This window comes from Bradyrhizobium canariense (assembly GCF_018130465.1).
In the GTDB taxonomy this organism is placed as follows: domain Bacteria; phylum Pseudomonadota; class Alphaproteobacteria; order Rhizobiales; family Xanthobacteraceae; genus Bradyrhizobium; species Bradyrhizobium canariense_C.
The window spans coordinates 1-24481 of the sequence record NZ_JAFCKJ010000023.1; the positions used below are offsets into that span (position 1 = coordinate 1).

The following is a 24481-nucleotide window of genomic DNA, read 5'->3' on the forward strand; positions in this document are numbered from 1 at the left end:
GTCCTCCCTCGAATCTTTGCAAATCCGAAGGAATCACAGGCCCGCCAATGCCGCTCACCTTTTTTCGGTCAGGCTCTGAGGAGACCGCGAAGCGGTCGTCTCGAAGGACGAGGCGCGCGAAGAGGGGCAGAGCGTCACCGCTCTGCCCCTTTGTCGTGTGTGCGCTCCGACCGCGATCAGTGCATGAAGCCGCGGTGGTTGTTGCCGCCGCTATTGCCCTGGCTCTGGTTCATCGACTGGCGGAAGTTGTTGCTGCCATTATTGCCGATCCGGTTGATCGTGTTGAACTGCGGGCGGGTGTTCTGGACGTTGTTCTGGACGTTGTTCTGGACCTGCACCTTGTTCACCGGGTTGTTGTTGATCTTCACGCCGTTGTTGACGCGGATCGGGTTGTTCTGCGTCTGAACAGGCTTCGCATCGACGGTCGAGCCGCCCTTGCCGACATTCACCGGCATGCTCACGATCTTGCCGGGGTTGCCGTTGGCAGTGCCGGTATTGTTGGTGCCGCCATTCTGGTTGTTGTTGGTGGCAGGCAGCGTCACGATCTTGCCGATGCCGCCATTGGTGGTCGTGGTGTTGGTCGGCGCAGGCAGGGTCACGATCTTGCCCGGGGTCTGCGACGGCGTGCCGTTCTGCGGGTTGGGCTGGTTGTTGCCCGCCGGCAGGTTGACGATCTGGCCGCCATTGCCGAGCTTGCCGATGCCGTTGTTGTCGCCCGACTTCTGCACGATCGGCAAATTGCCGTTCACTTGCGCGCCGCCATTACCCTGCTGCAGCGGCATGTATTTGGGCTGGCCGAGATTGCCGATCTTGAAGGCCGGAGCGATATTCTGCGGCGCCAGGAACTTGGTCGCCTGCATCAAGGGGATCTGCTTCGGCTGCATCTGGAGCGTCAACGCGACTTGCGCATAGGGGGTGTTGCCGTAGCTGTCGTAGAAGTTCTTGTAGCCGAGGGGCGAGTTCGCGAGCACCGCCTTGTGCCAGGCCTGCGTGAGCATGAGGTTGTTGAGCAGCCAGCGGACGTGATCGCACAGCGGGTCGTGCGGATACATCGCGATGAATTCCTGATAGTACTCCGGCCGTGCCTCGGACACGACATAGTCATAGGCTTGGCGCGTCGAGCGGCTCGGCAGGTTGGAGGCCATCTGCACGACAGGCGCATTCACCGGCGCGCGGTTGGCGGCGACAGCGGTGTCGCCGAAGAAGGTGAAGTCAGACGTCAGCGACGAGCTCTCCCACGGGATCTGCGCGCCGCTGGTGGTCTGGTTCACTTCGAGGCGAACGCGCTTGAACAGCTGCTCGATCGGGACGTTGGGCTCGCGCGCGACGTTCAGGAAGGCCTGCGTGTAGGGGCTGTGGCCGCCGGTGCCGTCCTGCGCTTCTGCGCCCGGCGCGGTCGAGTAACCGACGATCGAACCGTTCGGCGCATCGACGATGGCAAGGCCGCGGCCGGCATCGTTGACGTTAGGGAAGGGGTTGTTGCGGCAGGCATCGAGGATGACAATGCGCATGCGGCTCGGGATCGTCTCCAGCGTCGACATCACGTCGACCAGGCGGACGGAGTTGTTGACGAGTTCGGTCTGGCTTGAGACCTTGGCGTCGACGGGAACGAGGTAGTTCTCGCCGGCGAGTTGCACGCCGTGACCGGCGTAGTAGACCATCGCCACCGTGTTCGGACCGCGCGCCGACACTTTGGCGGAGAAGTCCTGCACCACGCGGAGCATGTCGTTCTGGGTCAGGTCGGTCGCGGCGACCACTTCGAACCCGGCCGAATTCAGGAACTTCGCCATCGAGTCCGCGTCATTGTCGGGGTTGGCGAGCTGCGGCGCGTTCTGGTAGTTCGAATTGCCGATCACCAGCGCTACGCGCTGTTCCGGGCCTTGCAGCGCGGTGGGGGCCGGTTCGACAGGGGCGACCTGCGCGGAAACAGGGCCGCAGGCGAAGCCGAACAGGCTTCCCAGCAGGCTAGCCGTCATCAGGAAAGGTTTTAGGCGGAACATGGCGTGCTCCTTTGGCACTGATCTCGATACGAGATTGGTTGCCGGGGAGCTTGGCCGCGTTCGAGTTTGAGGTCCGTGATCGCCATCACCATGGTAGATTGCGTGATCTGAATCACGCTTGGAACCTGCCAAGGTGGGCGCCCAATGGGAGGACAGTCCGTCACATGCTGAAATCGATCGATCCGATCCTCACGCCCGACCTGCTCTGGCTGCTGGCTTCCATGGGCCATGGCGACGACCTCGTTTTCGTCGATGCCAATCACCCCGCGGCACGCATCGCGCAGAGCACGAATTCGCAGCGCCTGATCCAGTTGCCGGGCATGAGCATGGAGATCGCGATCCGCGCCATCATGTCGGTCTACCCGCTCGACGATTTCGATCCCGATCCGGTGCGCGTGATGATGCCCGTCGACGATCCCGACCGCGTCCCCGACGTGCAGCGCGCGGTGCTCGCCGAGATCGAACGCGCCGTCGGCGGCCCGGTCACGCCCGGAAAACTCTCCCGGCCGGATTTTTATCGCGCGGCGGCGGCGAGCTTTGGCGTCGTGCAGGTCGGCGACAGCAGGGGTTACGGATGCTTCCTGATCAGGAAAGGTGTGATCAGCTAGAAACGTCAGCGTGCTCGAATGGTCCGACTTCGCGGATCACCTTGCAGATCTGCAGGAATCCGCTGGAGTAGAATTCGTCATGTCCTCGCTTCATCGTCTCGACATGTTCGGGGTGAGTGCGCCAGGCTTCGAGCGCCTCCTCCGAAGCAAAACGGAACACTGTGAGCTCCTCGCCATCGCTGGCCTTGAACGACTTGATCGACAGAAAGCCCGGCAGCTGGCTGACGATGTCGTACATGCGCTCGCCGAGCCGGTCGTGTTCGTCGACAGAGGCGCCGTTCCGCAATTGTAGGTCGCCAATGACAATCACTTCGCCAATCATGTTTCCTTAACCTTCGGTGATGGTATTTCCGTCCCCCGATCTCTTCGGTTTCGCGATTGGCTTTGTTACATCGCGGCAGGCGAGATTGTTTTCGTGCACGGGTTGTTTCCGCTTGTGTCAATTCTTCATCGGCGAAACACCGATCGTCGGATGTCGTGCGAAATTCCCGGTTGCGATGAACTTCGCACCCGAATTTGAATGGCCTGCCGGCATCCGACTGTCTATGGTCGGTCCATGTCGCGCCTTATGTGTCTATCTGTCGCTATCGTCCTGTCTCTGCTGCCGGCTACGGCTCCGGCGGAGTCCGTCAAGAAACGGCCGGCGCAAGCCTGGCATGGCTACGGCTTCCTGCCGGGCTATCGCCAGCCGCTGAGCAACAGCATTCCGCTCTATAAGCAGAAGGAAGCGATGCGGCGGATGTCGCGTAGCGACCGGCGCCATTGGTACATCGATCCGGTCCCCCAATATTACGGCTGGGATGGTGAGTGGCGCTATTTCGGCCGGCCCGGCTTTGGCGGCGGCCGCTACAATGGCGGCAGTTTCGGGCCGTGCTGGACGCGGACGCCGATCGGCGCGGTGTGGAATTGCGGGTGATCGACTGAGCATCCGTCATTGCGAGCGTAGCAAAGCAATCCAGAGTCTTTCCGCGGTGACAGTCTGGATTGCATCGCTACGCTCGCAATGACGTTGAGGAGAGAGTGTTTTCCTCACTCCGCTCTCGTGCCCCGGACGCAGCGCAGCGTCTCTTCGACCGTGCGCTGCAGAGCCGGGGTCCATGTTGCGACGGAGGCTGTGGCTTCTGGGTCCCGGCTCTGCGCTTCGCTTGTCCGGGACACCGGCGAGTACGCCGCCCCTTACGAGAAGAACGCGATCTTCTCGGCCTGGGTCATGCGGCGGATTGGCGCCATGGGATCGTTTGCGGCGGCGCGGGACCTTTGCAGGATGCCGCTGGCGAGGATGGTGGCGCCGAGTGAGGCTTCCGGGACCGGCGAGGGCATCGGCAGCGTCGTGGTCGGTGCTGCGCCGAATGTCGCAGTGGCTGCCATGGCCGGCGCCGGCTGCTCCATCACTTCGGCGGCGGCTTCCGCAATGGCGCTGGTGAGGCGCGCAAGCGATTCCATCGCGATCGGCGCTTCCTCTACGGGCTCCTCCACGACCGATACGGCGGCCGGCTCCGGTGCGATCGGCTCCGGTATCTCGGCTGCAACGGGCGTTGCGGCCTCTGCAACCACCGGCTCCGGAATGGTCGCTGCCATCTCGACCGGCTCGATGATCTCGTCGAACTCCGGATCAGGCGCGGCCATCTCCAGCGCGATGGCTTCGAGTATCGCTTCGTCCTCGGCTTCGGCGGCGGCATCGAGCGAAAATTCGTCCGTCACCTCGGCGAAGTCGGCGGGCGCAGCGGCCGGCTCTGCAAAAGCGGCGTCTTCAGGCGCGATCTGGCTCTCGGCGACGGCCTCCGGCTCCAGCGCGGCGTCCATCGCCTGCTCGAGAACGGAGAAGGCTTCAGCGACGCCGGCCGCTTCCATGGTTGCTTCCATGGCCGCTTCGGGCTCGATCGCCTCTGCGATGTCCTGCGGCGCCTCCGTAAAAGCCACGGCTGCTTCGCTGGTCATCGCCGCAGGCGCGGCCTCCGCAAGCGGAGCGTCCGCCACGGACGACGGCGCGTCCTGCACCGGAGCCGGCGAGGGGCGCGCAGCCTGCGGCGGAGCGTCACCGTCGGTCTGGTCGATCCGGTCCTTGAGCAGATCGAATGCGGCCTTGAGGTCGGCGCGCGGGTCGATGGTCGAAACCTGCGCGCAGGCCGCCTCGATGGACGCGAGCTGCGAATCAATCAGGTCGCAGATTCGCCCGTCGGCGCCGATCTCGCGCCAGCGCCAGGAGATCTCCTTGATGATGCGGAGGCCGCGCGGGATCGGCGCGAGGCTCGCCTCGATCGCCGCGGGATCGAAGGCAGCGATCGCGATCGTCTCGGCTTCGCGGATCGCGTGCCGGATTGCGACCAGCGCCTCGGGCAGGCGGTCCTCGACGACGGGTTGGCGCTGTGCCGCAAGGGTTTCTTCGATTTTCGCAACCGCGTCGAGCACCATGCGGGTGTCGGCATTGCGGTTGCGCTTGGCGTATTCGCCAAGGAACCAGCGGCCGCGCGCGGTCTCCAGGAAGGCTTCGCGGATCGCGTCGTAATCCTGCTCGTTCGGCTCAGCCGCGCGGGCAGACATAGGCGAGAGGGCGAATGCTTCGTTGGCCATGTCAATCTCGTCGCGCAAATCACCGCGCGTTACAGTAACGATCATCACGATATCGACCGAATCGCAATTGGTTTGATGGCACCCGAATCACAAATCCCCATCGCGGTATCTCGGAAGCGGCGATTCGCCGTGAGCCTCGCCCTGTTCTACTCGGCCGTGTTCGCGGTGTCGGGTACGCATCTGCCGTTCTTTCCGGTCTGGCTGAAGGCGATCGGCATCGACGCGGCCTGGATCGGCCTCATCAACGCGCTGCCGGCGATCACGCGCTTCACCACCCTGCCGCAGATCACCGCCTTCGCCGAAAAGCGACATGCCATTCGCGCCGGCATGATGGTGTCGGTGCTCGCGACGGCGATCGGGTTCACTGCGGTCGGATTGCAGCAGCAGCCGCTGGCGCTGTTCCTGATCTATGCGCTGACCTGCATGATGTGGACGCCGACCATGCCGCTGACCGACGCCTATGCGCTGCGTGGCGTCGCCCGCTACGGGCTCGACTACGGGCCGGTGCGGCTGTGGGGCTCGGCGGCCTTCGCAGCCGGCTCGCTCGCCTGCGGCTATCTCGTAGACCACATCGCGGCGCGCGATCTGATCTGGGTCATCGTCGCCTGGGCGATCGTTGCGGTCGCCGCCAGCCTTTTGCTGCAGCCGCTCGACGATGTCAGGCGAAGGACGACAGCGGCACACGCCAGCAAGGCGCTGCTGCGCGATGCCGGCTTCTGGGCCATCATCGTTGCGGCCGCGCTGATCCAGGGCAGTCACGTCGCGTACTATACGTTCTCGGCCATCAACTGGCAGGCCCACGGCCTCGGCGGGCTGACGATCGCTGGCCTCTGGACGTTAGGGGTGATCGCCGAGATCGTCGTGTTCGCGCTGTCGCCGCGCTTCTCGCTGCACCCGTCCTCGCTCATGGCGATCGGGGGCGCGAGCGCGGTGGTGCGCTGGGTCGTCACCGCGCACGATCCGCCGCTCGTGCTGCTCGCGGTCGTGCAGCTCGGCCACGGCCTGACCTTCGGGATGACCATCCTCGGCACCATGAATCTCCTGGTGCAGCGCGTGCCCTCGCATCGGATCGCGCGGGGGCAGGGCTATTACGCCGCGTGCACCGGGCTGCTGGGTGCGACCACCTCGATCGCGTCAGGCGCGATCTACGCCCGCATCGGCGACGGGCTGTATTACGTCATGGCGGCAATGGCCGCTGCCGGCGCGCTTCTGATCTGGTCGGCGCGGCACCGGCTCAAGGCTCAGCCCCAGAGCGAAGAATCCGGCGGATAGACCAGACTGTCGTCATAGCGCAGGCCGTGATCGCGGTCGCGCGCCAGCAGCAGCGGGCCGTCGAGATCGACGAAGCGCGCCTCCGGCGTCACCAGCATCGCCGGGGCCATCGACAGCGAGGTCGCCACCATGCAGCCGATCATGATCTCGAAGCCGAGCGCCTGCGCGGCATCGGCCATCGCCAGCGCCTCGGTGAGGCCGCCGGTCTTGTCGAGCTTGATGTTCACGGCGTCATAGCGCTCGCGGAGCGGCGCGAGCGAAGAGCGGTCGTGCACGCTCTCGTCGGCGCAGACCACGAGCGGCCGCTTGATCCGCGCCAGCGCGTCGTCCTTGCCGGCGGGCAGCGGCTGCTCGACCAGGGTGACGCCGACGGCGTCGCAGGCCGCAAGGTTGTGCTCCAGATTGGCCTCGGTCCAGGCCTCGTTGGCATCCACGATCAGTTCGGATTCAGGAGCGGCCTTGCGCACCGCGGCGATCCGCTCCCCGTCGCCGTCGCCGCCGAGCTTGATCTTGAGCAGCGGCCGGTGCGCCGCTTTGGCGGTCGCCGCCGCCATGGCCTCGGGCGTGCCCAACGAGATCGTGTAGGCCGTGGTGCGCTCGCCCGGCACCGGGCGGTCGAGCAGGCTCCAGGCCCGCAAGCCGGCCGCCTTGGCTTCCAGATCGATCAGGGCACAATCCAGGGCATTGCGGGCCGCCCCGGGCGGCATGGCGGCTTGCAAGGCCTGGCGGGTGAGGCCGCCGGCCACGGCCTCCTGCATGGCCTGGATGGCGGCAAGGGTCGCCTCGGGCGTCTCGCCATAGCGGGGATATGGCACGCATTCGCCGCGGCCGGTCAGGCCGCCCCGGCTGACCTCGGCCACGACGGTCACGGCCTCGGTCTTGGCGCCCCGGCTGATGGTAAAACTGCCGGCGATGGGAAAGCGCTCGATTCGCGCGGCGAGAACCGGAACTTTGCTGGAAGTCATTTTGAACTCTGGCGAAATCTGAACCTGCTAGTTACCTCTAGCAACTAACGTTAACCAGTCGGGGATACCTTCTCTGGGTAAGGGCGCGTGCGCAACCATCTGATTTCCTCCGCCCCTTCACGGGAGCGGATATCTTGAGCAGCGATCCGAAGCTGGAACGGATTGCGAAGGGCAATGCGCTGGCACTCTGCGCTACCGGAACCTGGACCGCGAGCTTCGCGCCGGTCCTGGAGCGGATGGTGGCCGACGCCGAGAAGCTCGCAGGCGGCTCGCAAAGCGTCTTCATCGACGTTTCCGAGGTCGCCAAGCTCGACACCTTCGGCGCCTGGCTGATCGAGCGGCTGCGCCGCAGCCTGACGCAGGGCGCCGTCGAGGCGCAGATCGCCGGCCTCTCCGCCAATTATTCGAGCCTCGTGGACGAGGTGCGGCGGGTCAGGGCGACGCCCGTCATCGACACCAGCACGATCACCATCACCGGCATGCTGGAGCAGATCGGCCGGACCGTGGCCGGTGTTGCCGGCACGGTCGCGGGCCTGATCGACATGCTCGGCGCGGTGCTCGCGGCGGGCGCGCGCACCCTGATTCACCCGCGCTCGTTCCGCCTGACCTCGACCGTGCATCATCTCGAGCAGGTCTGCTGGCGCGCGGTGCCCATCGTCGTGCTGATCACCTTCCTGATCGGCTGCATCATTGCCCAGCAGGGCATCTTCCATTTCCGCCGGTTCGGCGCCGACATCTTCGTCGTCGACATGCTCGGCGTTCTTGTGCTGCGCGAGATCGGCGTCCTGCTGGTGGCGATCATGGTCGCCGGCCGTTCCGGCAGCGCCTACACCGCCGAACTCGGCTCGATGAAGATGCGCGAAGAGATCGACGCGCTGCGCACCATGGGCTTCGATCCGATCGAGGTGCTGGTGCTGCCGCGCATGCTGGCGCTGGTGCTGGCGCTGCCGATCCTGGCCTTCCTCGGCGCAATGGCCGCGCTCTACGGCGGCGGTCTCGTCGCCTGGCTCTATGGCGGCGTCGATCCCGAAGCCTTCCTGCTGCGCCTGCGCGACGCCATCTCGATCGACCATTTCATCGTCGGCATCGTGAAAGCACCGGTAATGGCCGCCGTGATCGGCATCGTCGCCTGTGTCGAAGGGCTCGCCGTGCAGGGCAGCGCGGAATCGCTCGGACAGCACACGACGGCGTCGGTGGTGAAGGGAATCTTCTTCGTCATCGTCATGGACGGTGTGTTCGCCATCTTCTTCGCCTCGATCGGGATGTGACGATGGCAGGCGAGATCCAGAACCCCATCATCCGCGTCCGCGACATCACCGTGCAGTTCGGTGCGACGCGCGTGCTCGACGGGCTGGACCTCGACGTCAAGCGCGGCGAGATACTCGGCTTCGTCGGCCCCTCGGGTGCCGGCAAATCAGTGCTGACGCGTACCATCATCGGCCTCGTGCCGAAGGTCGCAGGGAGCATCGAGGTGTTCGGCGTCGACCTGGATGCCTCCAATACGTCGCAGCGTCGCAACGTGGAGCGGCGCTGGGGCGTGCTGTTTCAGCAGGGCGCGCTGTTCTCCTCGCTCACGGTGCGGCAGAACATCCAGTTTCCGATGCGCGAATATCTGCGGGTGTCGCAGCGGCTGATGGACGAGATCACCATCGCCAAGCTCACCATGGTGGGTCTCAAGCCCGAAGTCGCCGATCGCTTTCCCTCGGAACTGTCGGGCGGCATGATCAAGCGCGTGGCGCTGGCGCGGGCGCTGTCGCTCGATCCGGATCTCGTCTTCCTGGACGAGCCGACCTCGGGCCTGGACCCGATCGGCGCCGGCGACTTCGACGAGCTGGTCAGGACCCTGCAGCGTACTTTGGGGCTGACCGTTTTCATGGTAACGCACGACCTCGATAGCCTTTACACAGCATGTGACCGCATCGCCGTTTTAGGCAACGGTAAGATCATTGCGGCAGGGTCGATCGCCGACATGCAGGCCTCGCAGCATCCCTGGCTGAGGCAATATTTCCATGGCAAGCGCGCTCGCGCGGTGATGGGCTGAGGTGCCGGAGTAGCTGATGGAAACGCGCGCAAATTACGTGCTGATCGGGTCGTTCACGCTGGCGGTGATCGCCGCCGCGATCGGCTTCGTGCTGTGGTTTCAGTCGTTGCACACCACCAAGCAGCGCAGCCCCCTGCGCGTCGTGTTCGAGGGCCCGGCCGCGGGCCTGCGCAACGGTGGCAGTGTCAATTTCAACGGTATCCGGGTGGGCGAGGTGGTCTCGGTGAAGCTCGACAACCCGCGGCGGGTTGTCGCACTCGCCATGGTCGAGAACAACGCCCCGATCCGCAAGGACACCTTGGTCGGCCTCGAATTCCAGGGCCTGACCGGCGTTGCCGCGATCTCGCTCAAGGGCGGCGAGGAGGCGGCGCCTCCGCCGCCGCTCGACGAGGACGGCATCCCGACGCTGACGGCCGATCCCAACAAGCTCCAGGATGTCACCGAGGCGATCCGCGGCACGCTCCAGAACATCAACAAGATCGTCGCCGACAATCAGGAGTCGGTGAAGAACTCGCTGAAGAATCTCGAGAACTTCACCAACTCGCTCGCCCGCAACTCCGAGAAGATCGACGGCGTGATGGCCAAGGTCGACGGCGTCATGCTCAAGGCCGATAGCCTCATGCTCGGCCTCAACACGCTCGCCGGCGGCAAGGACGGCGGCGAGCTGTTTCTGGCGGTGAAGTCGATCCGCGAACTGGCCGACGATTTCGACAAGCGCTCCGGTGCGCTGATGACCGACGGCCGCCGCACGCTCGGCGACATAAGCCGCGCCGTCAACAATTTCGACCGCAACCCAACCCGCGTGTTGTTCGGCGCCAGCAACAGCGCACCGGCAGCCGCTCCTCCACCGCCGCCCGAGCCGCCGAAGCCCGCGGCGACGCCCGAGCGCAGGCGGCAGTAGAGGAAACGCCTGGCGCTTCTCAGGTGTCGTCCTGGCGAACGCCAGGACCCATTACCCCAGGGAGGAGTTTGGCGAAGAGCGGTCGTTCGGTACTTCCACCTGCCGCAATCGATAGACCTCGCGGTATGGGTCCTGGCTTTCGCCAGGACGACATCGAATGTTTGGTCGATCGCTTCGTTCCTAATGACCCCCCAAAGCAAAACGGAGGCCGTGAGGCCTCCGTTTTCATTCGTCATGCGTCTTGGCGACTGGCCGCTTACCCCAGCCGGCCCGCGCTGTGGGCGAGCAGCGTGTACACCAGGCCCGTCTCCGAGGTCAGGTGGTTGCGCAGCTCCTGCGGGCCGCGGCCGTCGCGGGCGACTTCGTCGAGCAGGCGTTCGAATTCGGCGACGTAGCGGTCGACCGTGCCCTTGAAGTTGCGGTCGGAGCGATACTTGCGGGCGACCTCGTCGAAGGCCTTCTGGCCGGCGGGCGTGTAAAGGCGCTTGGTGAAGGCCTTGTTCTCGCCGCGCTGGTAGCGGTCCCACATCTCGGATGCGAGGTTGCGGTCCATCAGCCGGCCGATGTCGAGCGACAGCGATTCCAGCGGATTGCCGCCACCTTGCGGAGCCGGTGCAGCCTGGCGGCCGCGCTGGGCTTCACGTCCGGTGGGCGCACCCTGGTTGGCGTCCGTGCGGCTCAACAGGTCCGACAGCCAGCCGTCGCGGCCCTGGTCGTTGCCGGCCGGCGCGACCGGCGGAGCTTCGGTGCGGCGCGAGGAGGCCGGCATGCCGAGGTCCGGCGGCGGTAGCGTCGAGGCGCTGGCGCTCTCGCGCATGCGCGTCTCGGTGCTGCTGCGCGCGCCGACGGTCGCCAGCATCGGCTCTTCCTGGCGCTGCACGCTGGCGCGGCCCGTCGTGGAGACGTCGAGGCCGCGGCCGTGCTGAGCCACGATGCGGTTGAGCTCGGCGAGGGCCTCGATCTGGTCGACGATCACCTTGCGCATCTGCGCAGTGCTCTCGGCGGCCTCCTGCGGCATCTCGAGCACGCCGCGGCGCAGCTCGTTGCGGGTGGCTTCGAGCTCGTTGTGCATCTCGAACGCCATCTGCTTCATGCTGGAGACGAGGTTGGTGAACTTCTCGGTCGACTGCTTGAACATCGTATCCGCCTCGTCGGTGGTCTGGCGGTAGATGTCGTGCATGGCCTCGACGGTCTGCCGGTGCTCCTCTTCGGAGGCCGACCGCACCGCCTCGAACTGGCGGGTGATCGCGGCAGAACCGGCGCCTGCAGTCTCGGCCACGACGCGGGCGATGTCGCGGGCGCGCTCTTCGGCGGCCGCCAGCGATTCATCGAGCAGGCCGGTGAAGCGCGACAGGCGCTGGTCGAGATCGGCCGTACGCAGGTCGATCGTGGTGACGAGCGATTCCAGCGCCTGCTTGCGTTCGGCGAGCGAGGCGGTGGTGTTCTTGTTGCTCTGCTCCACGACCTGCGCGGCTTCGACGAGTGCCTTGCCGTGCGCGTCGAACTGGGTCGACAGCTCGCCGAGATCCTGGAGCGCCCGCGTGGTCTTGCTGTTGAAGACGTTGAGCTGGTCTTCCAGGTTCTGGGTCGCCGCGCCGTTGCGCGAGGTGACGTCGTTCATCGCCGAGACGAAGTCGGCGACACGCGTCACCAGCGCCCGCTCGAGCGAGTTGAGGTTGTCGTGCGCACCGGTCAGCACCTCCTGGAGGAGGATGTTGCCTTCGCGCAGCCGCTCGAACAGGGCGACCGTATCGGTGCGCAGGATCTTGCTGGTCTCCTGCATCTCGGTGACCGCCGCGATCGAGACCTGGCGCGACTGGTCGATCGCCGCGCGCGAGGCCTGCTCGAGGTCCTTGAGCGACTTGTTGACGGCACCTGTCGCCATCTCGCTCGCCGAGTTGATGGTCCGCGCCACCTCGGAGCCGTTGCCCATCATGGTCTGCGAGAACGCGTGGCCGCGCGTCTCGATCGACTTCAGCGCGTCGGACGTGACGCGGTCGATGTCGAGCGTGAGCTGGCTGGTCTTCGAGCCGATCGCGTCCACGAGCGAGCCGCGCTTGGCGTCGATCATGTTGGCGAGACGGTCGGACTGCTGCTGCACGTAGGTGACGATCTCGTCGGTCTTGCCGGTCATGGCCTGGCCGAAGCTGCTGCTGGCGGCGAGCACCGAGCGCTCGACGTCCGCCGAGCTCGACTTGACCCGCGAGCTCGCCTCGTTGGAGGCGTTGATCAACGCGTTCTGGGCGTTGAGCGCGCTGGTCTGGATGTCGTTGGTCGCGTTCGCGGTGGCCGTGCTCAGCGTACGCTCGATCTCGCTCGAGATCGTGCGGATCTGGCTTGCGGCATCCGCCGAGGTCGAGGTCAGCGAGGTCTGCGCCTCACGCGCGCTGTTGAGGATGGTCGAGGCGGTGTCGGCGCCGACCGAGGTCAATGTGCGCTCGATGTCCGTGGTCAGCGACTTGATCTGGCTCGCAGCGTCCGTCGAGGCGGAGATCAGGGTGCCCTGGGCTTCGCGTACGCCGCTGGTGAGCGCCTCGATGGTGGCGCCGCCGGCGGTCGCCAGCGCGCGCTGCATCTCGGCCGCCAGCGAACGAACCTGGCCGGTCTGTTCGGCGGAGACCGCGAGCAGGGTGCTCTGGGCATCGCGGGCGCTGGTCGTGATCGTCTCGGCGGTCGACTGGCCGACCTGCGAGAGCGACCGATGCACTTCGGCGGCGAGAGACTTGACCTGGCTTGCCGCATCCGAGGACGCGTTGACGAGCGTGCTCTGGGCTTCGCGGGCGCCGGTCATGATGGTCTCGGCCGTCGCGGTGCCCGCCATCGAGAGCGAGCGCTGCACGTCCGAGGACAGTGCCTTGATCTGGTTGGCGGTCTCGCTCGAGGCCGCGATCAGCGCGCTCTGCGCATCGCGGGCGCCGGCGGTGATCGATTCCGCCGTGGTGGAGCCGGCCATCGACAGCGAGCGCTGCACGTCGGCGGTGAGGGTCTTGACGTGGTTGGCCGCGTCCGAGGACGCCGTGACGAGCGTGGTCTGCACCTCGCGGGCACCGGCCAGGATCGAGGCGGCGGTCGCCGAGCCCGCCGACGACAGCGTGCGTTCGACGTCGGCCGACAGCGACTTGATCTGGTTGGAGGCATCTCCGGATGCGGCGACCAGCGTCGACTGTGCTTCGCGGGCGCTGTTCAGGATCGAGTTCGCGGCACCGGTGCCGACAGCGGTCAGCGCGCGCTCGACCTCGGCGGAGGTCATCTTGAGCTGGGCGTTGACGTCGGAGGAAACCGTCATCAGCGACTGCTGCGCGGTGCGCGCACCGGTCTGGATGGTCTCGCTGGTGTTGACTACGAGGTTGGTGAGCGAGCGCTCGGCGTCCTCGACATGCGAGCGGATCGCGGTCGAGATCATCTCGGCGCGGGACATCATGTCCTCGCTGGCCTGGCGTCCGCTGCTCTCGATGCGGCCGGCGACGGCCTCGACGCGCGAGCCGAGCAGGTCCTCGAACTGCGCCACGCGCACGTCGATGTCGCTGGCGACCGAGCCGACCTTGGTCTCGATGGCCTGGTGGATGTCCTGGAAGCGCGCCGTGACCGTGTCGGTCAGCTGCGTGCTGCGGCCGTCGATGATCTCGGTGACGCCGGTGATGCGGCGGTCGACCGCCTCGATCGCCTGCGCGGTGCCGTCCGTGAGCGTCGAGGTCAGGAGCGTGAGGCGGGTGTCGATCGACTGCACGGCCTGCGAGGCGCCGTTCGTCACCGCGGTGGTCAGGTAGGTGAGGCGCGTGTCGATGGATTCGAGCGCCTGCGACGCGCCGCCGGTGAGGGTGGTCGTCAGATGCGTGAGGCGCGTGTCGATCGACTGGATGGTCTGCGATGCGCCATCGGTCAGTGAGGTCGTGAGGTAGTTGAGCCGGGTGTCGATGGTCTCGATCGCCTGCGATGCGCCGTCGGTGAGCGACGTCGTGAGGTGGGTGAGGCGGGAGTCGATCGACTGGATCGCCTGCGCGGCACCGTCGGTCAGCGACGAGGCGAGTGTGTTGAGGCGTCCATCGATGGTCTCGGTGACCGACTTCGCACGGGTGTCGAACGACTGTTCGAGCGCGGCGACGCGGCCGACGAGCTGCTCGTCGAAGGTCTTCATGTGACCGTCGATCGCAGAGTCGAGGCCGGAGATCTTGCCGTTCAGCGAGGCATCGAGGTTGGTGACACGTTCGCCGATCGTGGTCTCGAACTGCACCAGGCGCTGGTCGAGAACAGCCGTGATCGCGCCGCCGTTGGAGGTGAAGCGGGTGTCGAAATTGTCGACATAGGTCTTCAGCGACTCATGGATGTCCTGCGTGCGCTGGCCCATCCGATCGACGATCTCGCCGCCGAAGGTCTTCACGGTGCGGTCGAACTCGGAGATGTGGCGGGTGATCAGCGCGCCCAGCGTGCCGGAGTCGCGGGCGAACTTCTCGACCAGCTCGGTGCCCTGGTTCTTCACCAGTTCGTCGAAGGCGCTCATCTGGAGCGACAGCGAGTCGTGCGCGGTCTCGGTCTGGCTGACGACCTTGGCGACCAGCGTGTTGACGGTGGCGTCGAGCGCCTCGCTCGCCTTGTCGCCGGAGGTCATGATGTGGCCGGCGAGGCGGTTGCCGGCGTCGTCGATCTTGGCGGAGAGGTCGTTGGAGCGCAGCTCGAGCTCGAGCAGCAGCGAGTCCGACGAATTCTTCAGGCTGTCGTGCACCTGCTCGGTGCGCTCGGAGATGCCGTCGACGATCGCGGCGGAGCGCTGCTCGAATTCGCCGGTGATGCGGTCGATGCGCTCGTTCAGCATCTCGTGGACGCGATCGGCGAGGTCGACGAACTCGTCGTGAACGTGGCCGGTCTTGAAGTTGAGGCTGGTGGTCAGCCGCTCGCTGGCGTCGAGCACGGCGCGCGTGGTCTCGTTGCTGGCCTCCTCGAGGCGGTCGAGCAGGTCGCCGCCGCGCTCGCCGAGCGCGAGGATCATGTTGTCGCCGGCGTTGCTGAGCGCACCGGTGATGTGGGCGCCGCGCTCTTCGAGCGCGCCGGTGATGGATTTGGCGACCTCGTCGACGCGCGAGGCGATCGCATCCGAGATCAGCGCGATGTCATGGCGCAAATCGATCTGCACCCCGGAGATGGCGCTGCGGACCTGCTCGGCCTGGCCGACCAGATTGTCGCGCTGATGCGCGATGTCCTGGAGCAGGGCGCGGATGCGCACTTCGTTGTCGGAATAGGCGCGTTCGAGCGCCGCGACCTCGTTGGCGACCAGCGTCTCGAGCTCGCCGGCGCGCGCGATGGCGCGCTCGATGCCGTCGCCCATCGCCGCGACCTCGCGGCGGATGGCCTGGCCGACGGTGACCATGGAATCGGAGGCCGAACCCTCGGGCTCGGAGAAGCGGATCGCGACTTGCGCCATCGCCTGGGCGATCATGCGCATTTCCTGGCCGCGCCAGACCAGGCTAGCAAGGAAGTAGAACAGCATGATCGGCGCGAAGAACATCGCGATCAGGCCGGCGATGACGAGCACGCCGCCGCTCTGGCCCATGGCGGCCTGGATCGAGGGCAGGAAGCCGACCGTCAGCGCGGCGCAGGCGGCGAGCCAGACGCCGGCGAAGACGGTGGCGAAGGTGTAGACGCTGCGGGCAGGGCGGCCCTTCTGAAGCGCCTGGAGCAACTGGCCAATGGTCTCGCGGTCGTCGTTGGCGGCGCGGCGCGAGCTGCGCGGCTCCTCGATCGGGTCGAACATCGCGCGTTCGTTCGCGGCAGCGCGCGGGTCGAAGCTCGGTTCGTCGAAGATCGGGGGAGCCGGTGGCGCCACCGGAGGCGACGTTTCGTTGCGCATCGAGGCGTTGCGGCTGGTGTCCGCTGCCGTGTCGCTGATGTTCAGGGCTTCCTGGATCGCAGAAAGCGCAACTTCTGTGGGGTCTTTGACCTTTTTCGGAGTGTTCGCCATGTTCAGTCCGAGCCCTCGTTACTTGTACGCGTCCCCCCGCGAGCTCTGCGCGCTACGCAAGCCCACAGTCCGGATCATGCCGCTTGCGCGGATCTCCGAGCCATCCCCACCCGGACGGCTTGTCCGCCAATTTCTCCAACATCCTATTGGCAGAGCGTCGCGAATGAAATGCCTGCGATTAAGACAATCTTAATCATCGTTAACAGGATCGCGCCGTAACGCCTTAGCAATAAATGCAATTCTCCACCGGACTCGCCGGATTGCGGCAACTTTTCGTCAATAAACAGGCAGATTTGCGCAAAACAGCCGGAACATTTCGTTAACCATTTCCATGCTTGGGTGGAGGGAACTTGACCGCCGGACCGGCGGACATCGCGCGATGCCGGGGGCCTGCGCCATGATGCCTGAACTGCAACGGATGGACTGGATGCCCTCGCCCCCGCTTGCACCCATCGACAGCCCGCTCGACCTCGATCATCTCTCCCGCATGACGCTCGGCGATTCCGAGCTGGAGCAGGAAGTGCTGGCGATGTTTGCCGAGCAGGCGGTGCGCCTGATCGCGGCGATGGCAGCGCTGCCGGCCGAGGCCGGCGCACTCGCCCACAAGCTCAAGGGCTCGGCGCGCGGGATCGGCGCCTTTGCGGTGGCGGATGCCGCAGCCAGCCTGGAGACCGCGATCCAGACCGGCCAGGGCCGGCCCCACGCCTTCGCCGCGCTGAAAGAGGCGGTGACCGAGGCTCGCGCCGCCATCGAGGCGATCCTGAACCCCTAGGGGCGACAGGGCCAGAACCGTGCTCTAGTCTTTTGTTTTGACGGGTTTTCTTCCCGCGAAGCGGTATTCACGACTTATCAAAACGCTATGGCGCCGGGCTGACCGGTCCGTTATAGGACAGCCCGGACCCTCCTTCATTCCCTAGATCGCGGCAGCACGAGCACACATGGCCAAAATTCACTTTGTCGATCACAAGGGCGAAACCCGTACGGTGGACGTCGAGAACGGCGCGACTGTGATGGAAGCCGCCATCCGCAACAGCATCCCCGGCATCGAGGCCGAATGCGGCGGCGCCTGCGCCTGCGCCACCTGCCATGTCTATGTCGACGAAGCGTGGCGCGAGAAGGTCGGCAGCCCGACGCCGATGGAAGAGGACATGCTCGACTTCGGCTTCGACGTGCGCCCGAACTCGCGCCTGTCCTGCCAGATCAAGGTCTCCGACGAGCTCGACGGCCTCGTGGTGGCGACGCCGGAACGCCAGGCCTGATCCTTCTTACAAGCGCGATCCTCGTTGATTCAACTATGAGCTTGGCGGCGCGACGTCGATGCCGCGCTTGTGCCAGGGCCTGAGCTTCTCGAGCACTTCCGCGGTCAGCGGCGTTGGCCGGCGCGACGCTTCGTCGATCATCACGGCGACCGACGTCGCGGACGCGATGCACTTCCCTTCCGAGAACACCACCTGCTCGAACGTCACCGACGTTCGTCCCAGCTTCACGACGCCGAGACCGAGTTCGATCGTGCTCGGCCAATGCAGCTCCGCGCGAAAATGGATGTCGAGCCGCACCATGATCCAGGCAAGTCCCGGCGGCGTCAGGCCGTATTCCGGGAGCTTCATCAGCGTGACACGGCCGGTCTCGAAATAGGTGGCGTAGACCGCGTTGTTGACGTGCTGGTTGGGGTCGAGATCGCCGAAGCGGACGTTGTCGCCGATGCGATAAGGATAATCCTCCAGGCGCGGCGTCGTATCGAGGCGGCTTGGTGCGTTCACCGATTGATCTCCGTCATATCGTTGCTGGTTACAGCCCAGTTATAATGACCCGGCAAGTGGGCGCGGCTGCGGGGCGCTCCCGCTTTTATGCCTTCCCTGATCCATCCCCGTTGGCTAGACAGGCAGGGTCACCTCTGCCCGCCGGGCGCCGTCCCACCGATAACGACCGATAAAGAGACGACATGAGCGACGCGATCAAAACCGATGTGCTGATTATTGGCGCCGGCCCCTGCGGTCTGTTCGCCGCCTTCGAGCTAGGCCTTCTCGACATGAAGGCGCATTTCGTCGACATCCTCGACAAGGTCGGCGGCCAGTGCGCCGAGCTGTATCCGGAAAAGCCGATCTACGACATTCCCGGCATTCCGCAGGTTTCCGGCCAGGGCCTCACCGAGGCGCTGATGGAGCAGATCAAGCCGTTCCATCCGACCTTCCATCTCGGCGAGATGATCGAGACCGTGGAGAAGATCGGCGATCCCCTGTTCCGCTGCACCACGGACGCCGGCAAGGTGTTCGAATGCAAGGTACTGGTGATCGCTGCCGGCGGCGGCTCGTTCCAGCCCAAGCGTCCGCCGGTGCCGGGGATCGAAGCCTATGAAGGAAGCTCGGTGCACTACGCCGTGCGCAAGATGGAGATGTTCCGCGACAAGAGCGTGCTGATCGTGGGCGGCGGCGATTCCGCGCTCGACTGGACGCTCAATCTGCATCCGATTGCCAAGCGCATCACGCTCTTGCACCGTCGCGACGATTTTCGCGCCGCCCCCCACAGCGTCGAGCAGATGCGCGCGCTGGTCGCTGGCGGCAAGATGGATCTGCGGCTCGGCCAGGTCACCGCGCTGTCAGGCAGCGAGGGCAAGCTGAGCGGCGCCACCGTCAAGGGCAACGACAACAGCGTGACCGAGATTGCCTGCGACACCATGCTGCCGTTCTTCGGGCTGACCATGAAGCTCGGTCCGGTCGCGAACTGGGGCATCTCGCTGGAGAACAATCTGGTGCCGGTCGAGACATCCGCGTTCGAGACCAACGTGCCTGGCATCTTCGCGATCGGCGACATCAACACCTATCCCGGCAAGATCAAGTTGATCCTGTGCGGCTTCCACGAGGGCGCGCTGATGTCGCAAAAAGCCCATCGCTATGTCTACCCGGAGAAGCGGCTCGTGTTCCAGTACACGACCTCGTCCTCCAGCCTGCAAAAGAAGCTCGGTGTCAACTGACGGCGGCGGGCGGGGCGATGCCCCATGTTTCTGGTGCTGGAACAGTTCGCGAAATCGCCGTAGTCTGCGGCCATTGCGGTTGGCGGCTTAGCAAGGCGATTGGCTAGCAAGGTGATGATAATGCGGAATCTCTTTTCCAGCTTTCGGCTGTTCTCGCTCCTCGCGCTCGCGATGTCGCTCGGTGCGGTGAGCCCGGTTGCGGCGCAAGTGCAGCAGCCGACCGCCGCAGGCCTCTGGCAGAAGGTTGAAGACGGCAAGACGGTGGGATGGTTTCTCTTCGTCGACCACAGCGGTGTGTTCGAAGGCGTCATCGCAAAGACCTTTCCACGGCCCGGCGACGACCCGAACGAGATCTGCGCGAAATGCACGGACGATCGCAAGAACGCGCCGGTGCTCGGGCTCTCCTTCATCCGCGACATGAAGCGCGACGGCTTGAAGTATGACGGCGGCAACGTGGTCAATCCGCGCGACGGCAACATCTGGAAGGCCAAGATGACGGTCAGCCCGGATGGGCAGACGCTGACGATGCGCGGTTTCCTCGGCATCTCCCTGTTCGGCAAGGACGAGACCTGGACGCGTCTTCCCGACGCCAACATCGCGCAGGTCGATCCCGCCATCGTCGCGAAATATCTCCCGGCGCCAGCGACCGCCGCGACCAAGCCCGCGCCCGCGCCCGCGGCGAAGAAGGGTGGCGCGATGATGGCACCGGCCCCGGCCCCGAAGCAGTAGGGCTGTCTTCGCGCGGTCGTTGCTCCACCCGCCGCTGTCATTCCCTGCGAAAGCAGGGAATCCAGTACGCCGCAGCCTCTCGGCTCCATCACGTGCGTCACGGAGTACTGGATCGCCCGCCTTCGCGGGCGATGACAGCTGAGTTCGTTGCGCTAACCCGGACTACGAGCCCATCAATAACTCCGCGCCTTCTTGCACGGTGCGTAGAACGTGCCGTTGCCGGCGACGACCCGCTCGAGGCATTGCCGGGGATCGGTGATCTCGCCGTCGACCTGGAAGTAATAGGCCTGCGTTCCCAGGCTCAGGACGTAATGTCCCGGCGGCAGCTCGAGCTCTGAAGCGCCAGAGTGAAGTTCGTGCATTTCCGGTTTCCCCGGAATCGGCGACACCCGGAACGGATAGGCGAAGTTGCGGATGACGCCGACATCGTCTCCACCACTCAGATTCTTGCCTGCGGCGTCGGTCGAAAACTCTCTGGCGATCTTTGCCACGACTCGAACCTCGACGCGCTCGGGGATGGAGTTCGCAGCGTCGCGGCGAAACACGATGAACTTGACGCGGCCGTTCGGCAAATGCGGACGATCGGGCTTCTTGAACTCCGGCGAGATCGCGATCCGCATGTCGGGCGCCATCACGCCGGTCGCGTTCAACTCAGCCAGCGACTTGTCGTCGATCAGGGCATAGACGCCGTAGTCGGTTGGAAGTACGCGCGTTGGGGCAGGCGCGGCAGGTGTGACCATTTCCGGCTTGGCGACCGTGATCGACGTCTCCGGTTTGGGCGCGACCAGCGCGATCTCCGGAGTCTGGGACGAAATCAGCCGGCGCAGCGCGGCGATATTGTCTCGCTGCGAGACGATGAGAATGACGGCGCCGGCGGCGAGCAGGATGGCCGCCGTACGTTTGATCACGGGCCAGAGCGGGCCTGAGGTCGCGGGCAGCTTGCTGCGGGATATCCCGATTGCCGATCGCAGAACGGTCGCGTCGCCGGACACCACAAGACCGCCTGTCTCGGTCGCCTTTGACGATGTGAGCTGTTGCTGCGGCAAGCGCTCCAGGGGCGCCTCTTCACGCGAGAATTTTTCGACCTCCTCGATGGCGACATCGAGGGCCCGCTTCATCTGGTCGATGTTCCTGGCGTCGGCGTAGGTGAACTGCTCCTGCAGCTTGTAGCGGGCCAGATCGTAGACCATCTGACGCCTGGCTTCAGGGTCGTCCTTCACCGTTTCGAGCATGCGCGAAATCACCAGCGCAAACTGCACCTCGTTTGCGGGTAAATCGGTCGGCTCCTGCTGGCCAGGAAGCAAGTCTCTCGAACTCATAGCGCTGACGGTCCGATGCCAGTCACGCCAACACCCGATTTCTCTAATTGAAACAGTTGATTAAACGATGCGGTCGTAGCCGCGGCAATTTCGTACACGTCCTCGCGCAACAAGGAAAGCTCCAAACGAGCTGCGGCAGATCGACGGAGCGCCGGACATGCAGGATGTGCCCGCCGGTCGGGACAACACCGTGCGGCAGTAGTTCTCCGGAATGCGCGCTGGCGCCGGATTTGCATAGCTGTCGCAAAGCCGCTGGGGAGCGAGTCGTCGGCGCCACCGCCTGTCTCATGGCGCGGAGCGTGGACGGTTGTTCGTCCCCCGCAAAGATGACTGCAATCCGCGGGAAGACGACATGCGACTTGCACGACTATGTGCCGCTGCGCTGCTGGGGCTGCTGACGACCCCGGCGCCGGCGCGCGACGACGGGCGCTACGCGAACTCGCCGTTAAAGCCCTGGTTCGAGAGCCTGCACAGCGAATACGGCCAATGCTGCTCGGATGCCGACGGCTATGTGGTGGCCGATGTCGACTGGGAATCCGACAAGGGCCGTTATCGCGTGCATCTCGACAACGAATGGGTCGTCGTGCCCGACGGCGCCGTCATCACCGAGCCGAACAAGATCGGCCGCACCATGGTGTGGAAGCACTATATCGACGGCCATCCTCGCGTGCGCTGCTTCATGCCGGGCAGCATGACGTAGAGCTCGTTGCTAGAATTTGTAAGTGACGCTGCCGAGCACCGTGCGGCCGATGCCGAGGAAGCAGTCGCCGCGCGCCAGGCAGGTGGTGAGGTGACGCTTGTCGAAGAGGTTGCTGGCATTGACCTGAAGCCGCCAGGGACCGTTGTCGTAACGGACCATGGCGTCGAACAAAGTGTAGTCCGGCGTGCGGAGCGTGTCGGTGCCGTCCCAGGATTGGCCGACGTAGCGCACGCCGCCGCCGAGCGTGACGCCGGGCAGGCCGAGCAGGGAAAGGCGGTACTTCGCCCAGAGCGAGGCCTGATGGTCCGGCACGGTCTCGACATGCTTGCCGGCGTTGTCGCCGCTCTCCACGCGGGCATCGAGGTAGGTGTAGGCACCGATCAAATCGAGCTCCGGCGTGATGCGCGCCAGCACCTCGAGTTCGGCGCCGCGGATGCGGACCTTGCCGGTCTGGATCGAGAACATCGGATTGTCGGGGTCGTTGGCCAGCCGGTTCCGCTCGGTGGTGTCGAAGATCGCACCGTTGATCGCATTGCCGGGCGTCGGATTGTACTTGAAGCCGAGCTCCACCATCTCGCCGCGCTGCGGCGCGCAAGCTCCCGCGGCGCAGACACCGCTGCCGAACACCGGGTTGAACGATTGCGCATAGGTCACGTAAGGCGTGACGCCGAACGGCAACTCGTACATCAGCGCGGCACGGCCCGTGGTCGCCTGGTAGTTCTCGACCGGAGAGCCCTGCGTGTCGCTGGTGACGTAGTCGTGGCGCAGGCCGAGCACCGCGAGCCACGGCCCGAGCCGCAACTGGTCCTGGGCGTAGAGGCCGAGCTGGCTCTGGCGGAGATCCGGCTCGGGGGACATCGCCGGCGCGGTCACGCCGCTGTAAACCGGCGCGTAGAGATCGAACGGCGTGGAGTCCGTCGCAAAGCCGGATTGCGCGCGTTCCCTGACCTCGCGGTAGTCGGTGCCGAGCAACACTTTGTGCGCGACCGGCCCGGTGTGCAATTTCAGCTCGGCATTGCTGTCCGAGGTCAGGCTGTCCTTGACCGTCTCGCGGCTCCATACGCTGCGTGCCACGGTCCGTCGACTGGAATCGAGAAACGGATAGTTCGGATCGCTTGGATCGACGAAGTTCAGATCCGGCCAGGTCGACCGGTAGATGCCCTCTACATGGGCGTAGCGCAGATTCTGCCGGAGCTTCAGGCCATCGCTGAAGCTGTGCTCGAACAGGCTGCTGATTGCGCCGGTCTCGGTCTGGTATTTGTCGAAGCCCGGCTCGCCGGCGAAGCGCCGCACCGGGATGAACCCGTTCGGGCCGGCAAACAGGGTGCCTTCATGTGGCAGAAAGGCCGTGGACGAACCGGTGGTGTCCTTCTGATAGGTGCCGAGCACGGTCCAACTCGTGGCGTTGGTCGGCCGCCAGGTCAGTGACGGCGCGAGCAGGACGCGGTCGTCCTTGACGTAATCGGTCTGCGTGTTGCTGTCACGGTAGACGCCGATGAAGCGATAGAGCCACTCGCCGTCCTTGGTCAGCTTTCCCGTGGAGTCGAGCTGCACCTGCTTGCGGTTGAAGCTGCCATACTGCACGCCAATCTCGTTGGCGGATTCGGCTTGCGGCCGCTTCGAGATCAGGTTCAACAAGCCCGCCGTGGAGGTGTCGCCGTAGAGCACCGAGGAGGGGCCACGCAAGACCTCGATGCGTTCCAGCGTGTAGGGCTCGGGCCGCCATTCGTTGAAATTGTTGGTGTTCACCATGCGCGTGCCGTCGAGATAGATGTTCGGGTCCTGGCCGCGGATGCGCGGATAGTCGCCGCGCGAATCCGCGCCGTAGGCATCGGCGAACACGCCGGGCACGTAGCGCAACGCCTCCTGGACGGTGGTCGCACCCTGGTCGGTGACACGATCTGCGGTCACCACGCTGATCGATTGCGGCGTCTCGCGCAGCGGCGTGTCGGTCTTCGTGCCGGTGCCGCTGCGGGTTGCGACATAGCCCCGGACCGGGCCCGTCGCGGTCTCCGTGCTCGCGCCGGCCGCCGACGTATCGGCGTTCGATGGCGCGCGCTCGGCCTGACGACGGCGGCTTGCGGCTTGCGCTGACTGCCGGGAACGAAGCGGACGTGTTCGTGCGGTCGGCCGCGACGACGACTGCTCGACGACGACGGCGGGCAGTTCCTGCGACGATGATTGCGCCTCGGCCGGCGCAGCGTCCAACAAGCCTGCCAACAGCGGCAGGGCGCCGCCGATCAATTTCGCCGTCGTCCTCAGGTAATTTGTCATTCGCGACACCCCATCATTTCGACGGGGACGACTAACAAGTGCGACCTGGCGCTTGAAGTGCAGGAGAGACGCAACGTCCCTCAATCGACAGATTTGGAATTAGTATTCATATAAATCGAGCGCGCGCCGATTGATGTCGGCGCGCGGATGCGTGAAAGAGAGAATGAGGTCGTGTGT

At 65.3% G+C, this 24481-nt stretch carries 19 protein-coding genes; 11 read left to right on the forward strand and 8 right to left on the reverse strand.

Going from position 1 to position 24481, the window contains the following annotated elements; all coding sequences use genetic code 11:
* Positions 1–176 precede the first annotated feature (176 nt).
* The gene (locus JQ591_RS34830) at positions 177–2000 is read right to left on the reverse strand and encodes a caspase family protein (RefSeq protein ID WP_211400476.1); all 1824 of its coding nucleotides are present in this window, start codon (positions 1998–2000) and stop codon (positions 177–179) included.
* Positions 2001–2164: 164 nt separating this feature from the next.
* Between JQ591_RS34830 and JQ591_RS34835 the strand changes: the two genes are divergently transcribed.
* The gene (locus JQ591_RS34835) at positions 2165–2608 is read left to right on the forward strand and encodes an RbsD/FucU family protein (protein WP_211400477.1); all 444 of its coding nucleotides are present in this window, start codon (positions 2165–2167) and stop codon (positions 2606–2608) included.
* Here JQ591_RS34835 and JQ591_RS34840 read toward each other — a convergent pair.
* Complete coding sequence (locus tag JQ591_RS34840; RefSeq protein ID WP_211400478.1) at positions 2601–2930, reverse strand: antibiotic biosynthesis monooxygenase family protein; 330 nt, start codon at positions 2928–2930, stop codon at positions 2601–2603. The two genes, JQ591_RS34835 and JQ591_RS34840, sit on opposite strands and share 8 nt — an antisense overlap.
* 234 nt (positions 2931–3164) lie before the next feature.
* Here JQ591_RS34840 and JQ591_RS34845 point away from each other — a divergent pair, with 234 nt between their 5' ends.
* Positions 3165–3524, forward strand: a complete 360-nt coding sequence (locus tag JQ591_RS34845; protein ID WP_211400479.1) for a hypothetical protein — start codon at positions 3165–3167, stop codon at positions 3522–3524.
* 260 nt (positions 3525–3784) lie between these two features.
* Here the strand turns inward: JQ591_RS34845 and JQ591_RS34850 are convergent, their stop codons facing one another.
* Complete coding sequence (locus JQ591_RS34850; RefSeq protein WP_211400480.1) at positions 3785–5179, reverse strand: hypothetical protein; 1395 nt, start codon at positions 5177–5179, stop codon at positions 3785–3787.
* Positions 5180–5254: 75 nt separating this feature from the next.
* On the opposite strand from JQ591_RS34850, the gene JQ591_RS34855 reads away from it, so the two are divergent.
* On the forward strand, positions 5255–6451 hold the full coding sequence (locus JQ591_RS34855) for an MFS transporter (RefSeq protein WP_211400481.1): 1197 nt from the start codon (positions 5255–5257) through the stop codon (positions 6449–6451).
* Here the strand turns inward: JQ591_RS34855 and dgcA are convergent.
* Entirely contained in the window at positions 6421–7416 is a 996-nt protein-coding gene (dgcA, locus tag JQ591_RS34860) for an N-acetyl-D-Glu racemase DgcA (protein WP_211400482.1), read from the reverse strand. The two genes, JQ591_RS34855 and dgcA, sit on opposite strands and share 31 nt — an antisense overlap.
* Before the next feature lie 134 nt (positions 7417–7550).
* Here dgcA and JQ591_RS34865 point away from each other — a divergent pair, with 134 nt between their 5' ends.
* Genes JQ591_RS34865 through JQ591_RS34875 form a run of 3 tightly spaced genes read left to right on the forward strand, consistent with a single transcriptional unit; the run spans position 7551 to position 10358 of the window.
* Positions 7551–8684 carry an MlaE family ABC transporter permease gene (locus JQ591_RS34865; protein WP_211400483.1) on the forward strand — a complete coding sequence of 378 codons (1134 nt, stop codon included), beginning with the start codon at positions 7551–7553 and terminating at the stop codon, positions 8682–8684.
* 2 nt (positions 8685–8686) lie between these two features.
* Positions 8687–9457 (forward strand): ABC transporter ATP-binding protein, encoded by a 771-nt coding sequence (locus JQ591_RS34870; protein ID WP_007612400.1) that lies wholly within the window; start codon positions 8687–8689, stop codon positions 9455–9457.
* Between the two features lie 16 nt (positions 9458–9473).
* Positions 9474–10358 carry an MlaD family protein gene (locus JQ591_RS34875; protein ID WP_211400484.1) on the forward strand — a complete coding sequence of 295 codons (885 nt, stop codon included), beginning with the start codon at positions 9474–9476 and terminating at the stop codon, positions 10356–10358.
* A gap of 256 nt (positions 10359–10614) precedes the next feature.
* Here the strand turns inward: JQ591_RS34875 and JQ591_RS34880 are convergent, their stop codons facing one another.
* Entirely contained in the window at positions 10615–16311 is a 5697-nt protein-coding gene (locus tag JQ591_RS34880) for a negative regulator of septation ring formation (protein WP_211400485.1), read from the reverse strand.
* 397 nt (positions 16312–16708) lie between these two features.
* Between JQ591_RS34880 and JQ591_RS34885 the strand changes: the two genes are divergently transcribed.
* Together JQ591_RS34885 and JQ591_RS34890 are read left to right on the forward strand one after the other, a co-directional pair.
* Positions 16709–17083, forward strand: coding sequence for an Hpt domain-containing protein (locus JQ591_RS34885; protein ID WP_211400486.1), 375 nt, complete (start codon positions 16709–16711; stop codon positions 17081–17083).
* A gap of 166 nt (positions 17084–17249) precedes the next feature.
* Complete coding sequence (locus JQ591_RS34890) at positions 17250–17570, forward strand: 2Fe-2S iron-sulfur cluster-binding protein (RefSeq protein WP_045008721.1); 321 nt, start codon at positions 17250–17252, stop codon at positions 17568–17570.
* Positions 17571–17603: 33 nt separating this feature from the next.
* Here the strand turns inward: JQ591_RS34890 and JQ591_RS34895 are convergent, their stop codons facing one another.
* A complete protein-coding gene (locus JQ591_RS34895; protein ID WP_211400487.1) occupies positions 17604–18071 on the reverse strand; it encodes an acyl-CoA thioesterase in 468 nt (155 codons plus the stop codon).
* Between the two features lie 182 nt (positions 18072–18253).
* Between JQ591_RS34895 and JQ591_RS34900 the strand changes: the two genes are divergently transcribed.
* Both JQ591_RS34900 and JQ591_RS34905 read left to right on the forward strand, forming a co-directional pair.
* Positions 18254–19282: an NAD(P)/FAD-dependent oxidoreductase gene (locus tag JQ591_RS34900; protein ID WP_211400488.1), complete on the forward strand. Its 1029-nt coding sequence runs from the start codon at positions 18254–18256 to the stop codon at positions 19280–19282.
* Between the two features lie 120 nt (positions 19283–19402).
* A complete protein-coding gene (locus tag JQ591_RS34905; RefSeq protein WP_211400489.1) occupies positions 19403–20011 on the forward strand; it encodes a DUF2147 domain-containing protein in 609 nt (202 codons plus the stop codon).
* A gap of 173 nt (positions 20012–20184) precedes the next feature.
* On the opposite strand, the gene JQ591_RS34910 is transcribed toward JQ591_RS34905, so the two are convergent.
* On the reverse strand, positions 20185–21330 hold the full coding sequence (locus JQ591_RS34910; RefSeq protein ID WP_211400490.1) for a hypothetical protein: 1146 nt from the start codon (positions 21328–21330) through the stop codon (positions 20185–20187).
* A gap of 352 nt (positions 21331–21682) precedes the next feature.
* On the opposite strand from JQ591_RS34910, the gene JQ591_RS34915 reads away from it, so the two are divergent.
* On the forward strand, positions 21683–22030 hold the full coding sequence (locus JQ591_RS34915; protein ID WP_211400491.1) for a hypothetical protein: 348 nt from the start codon (positions 21683–21685) through the stop codon (positions 22028–22030).
* Positions 22031–22039: 9 nt separating this feature from the next.
* On the opposite strand, the gene JQ591_RS34920 is transcribed toward JQ591_RS34915, so the two are convergent.
* Positions 22040–24304, reverse strand: coding sequence for a TonB-dependent siderophore receptor (locus JQ591_RS34920; protein WP_211400492.1), 2265 nt, complete (start codon positions 24302–24304; stop codon positions 22040–22042).
* Positions 24305–24481: the final 177 nt, after the last annotated feature.

Excerpts from the sequence above, each read along its gene's own strand:
- JQ591_RS34830 (WP_211400476.1), bottom strand. The coding sequence starts at position 2,000 with ATGTTCCGCCTAAAACCTTTCCTGATGACGGCTAGCCTGCTGGGAAGC.
- JQ591_RS34835 (WP_211400477.1), top strand. The coding sequence starts at position 2,165 with ATGCTGAAATCGATCGATCCGATCCTCACGCCCGACCTGCTCTGGCTG.
- JQ591_RS34840 (WP_211400478.1), bottom strand. The coding sequence starts at position 2,930 with ATGATTGGCGAAGTGATTGTCATTGGCGACCTACAATTGCGGAACGGC.
- JQ591_RS34845 (WP_211400479.1), top strand. The coding sequence starts at position 3,165 with ATGTCGCGCCTTATGTGTCTATCTGTCGCTATCGTCCTGTCTCTGCTG.
- JQ591_RS34850 (WP_211400480.1), bottom strand. The coding sequence starts at position 5,179 with ATGGCCAACGAAGCATTCGCCCTCTCGCCTATGTCTGCCCGCGCGGCT.
- JQ591_RS34855 (WP_211400481.1), top strand. The coding sequence starts at position 5,255 with ATGGCACCCGAATCACAAATCCCCATCGCGGTATCTCGGAAGCGGCGA.
- dgcA (WP_211400482.1), bottom strand. The coding sequence starts at position 7,416 with ATGACTTCCAGCAAAGTTCCGGTTCTCGCCGCGCGAATCGAGCGCTTT.
- JQ591_RS34870 (WP_007612400.1), top strand. The coding sequence starts at position 8,687 with ATGGCAGGCGAGATCCAGAACCCCATCATCCGCGTCCGCGACATCACC.
- JQ591_RS34875 (WP_211400484.1), top strand. The coding sequence starts at position 9,474 with ATGGAAACGCGCGCAAATTACGTGCTGATCGGGTCGTTCACGCTGGCG.
- JQ591_RS34880 (WP_211400485.1), bottom strand. The coding sequence starts at position 16,311 with ATGGCGAACACTCCGAAAAAGGTCAAAGACCCCACAGAAGTTGCGCTT.
- JQ591_RS34885 (WP_211400486.1), top strand. The coding sequence starts at position 16,709 with ATGATGCCTGAACTGCAACGGATGGACTGGATGCCCTCGCCCCCGCTT.
- JQ591_RS34890 (WP_045008721.1), top strand. The coding sequence starts at position 17,250 with ATGGCCAAAATTCACTTTGTCGATCACAAGGGCGAAACCCGTACGGTG.
- JQ591_RS34900 (WP_211400488.1), top strand. The coding sequence starts at position 18,254 with ATGAGCGACGCGATCAAAACCGATGTGCTGATTATTGGCGCCGGCCCC.
- JQ591_RS34905 (WP_211400489.1), top strand. The coding sequence starts at position 19,403 with ATGCGGAATCTCTTTTCCAGCTTTCGGCTGTTCTCGCTCCTCGCGCTC.
- JQ591_RS34910 (WP_211400490.1), bottom strand. The coding sequence starts at position 21,330 with ATGAGTTCGAGAGACTTGCTTCCTGGCCAGCAGGAGCCGACCGATTTA.
- JQ591_RS34915 (WP_211400491.1), top strand. The coding sequence starts at position 21,683 with ATGCGACTTGCACGACTATGTGCCGCTGCGCTGCTGGGGCTGCTGACG.
- JQ591_RS34920 (WP_211400492.1), bottom strand. The coding sequence starts at position 24,304 with ATGACAAATTACCTGAGGACGACGGCGAAATTGATCGGCGGCGCCCTG.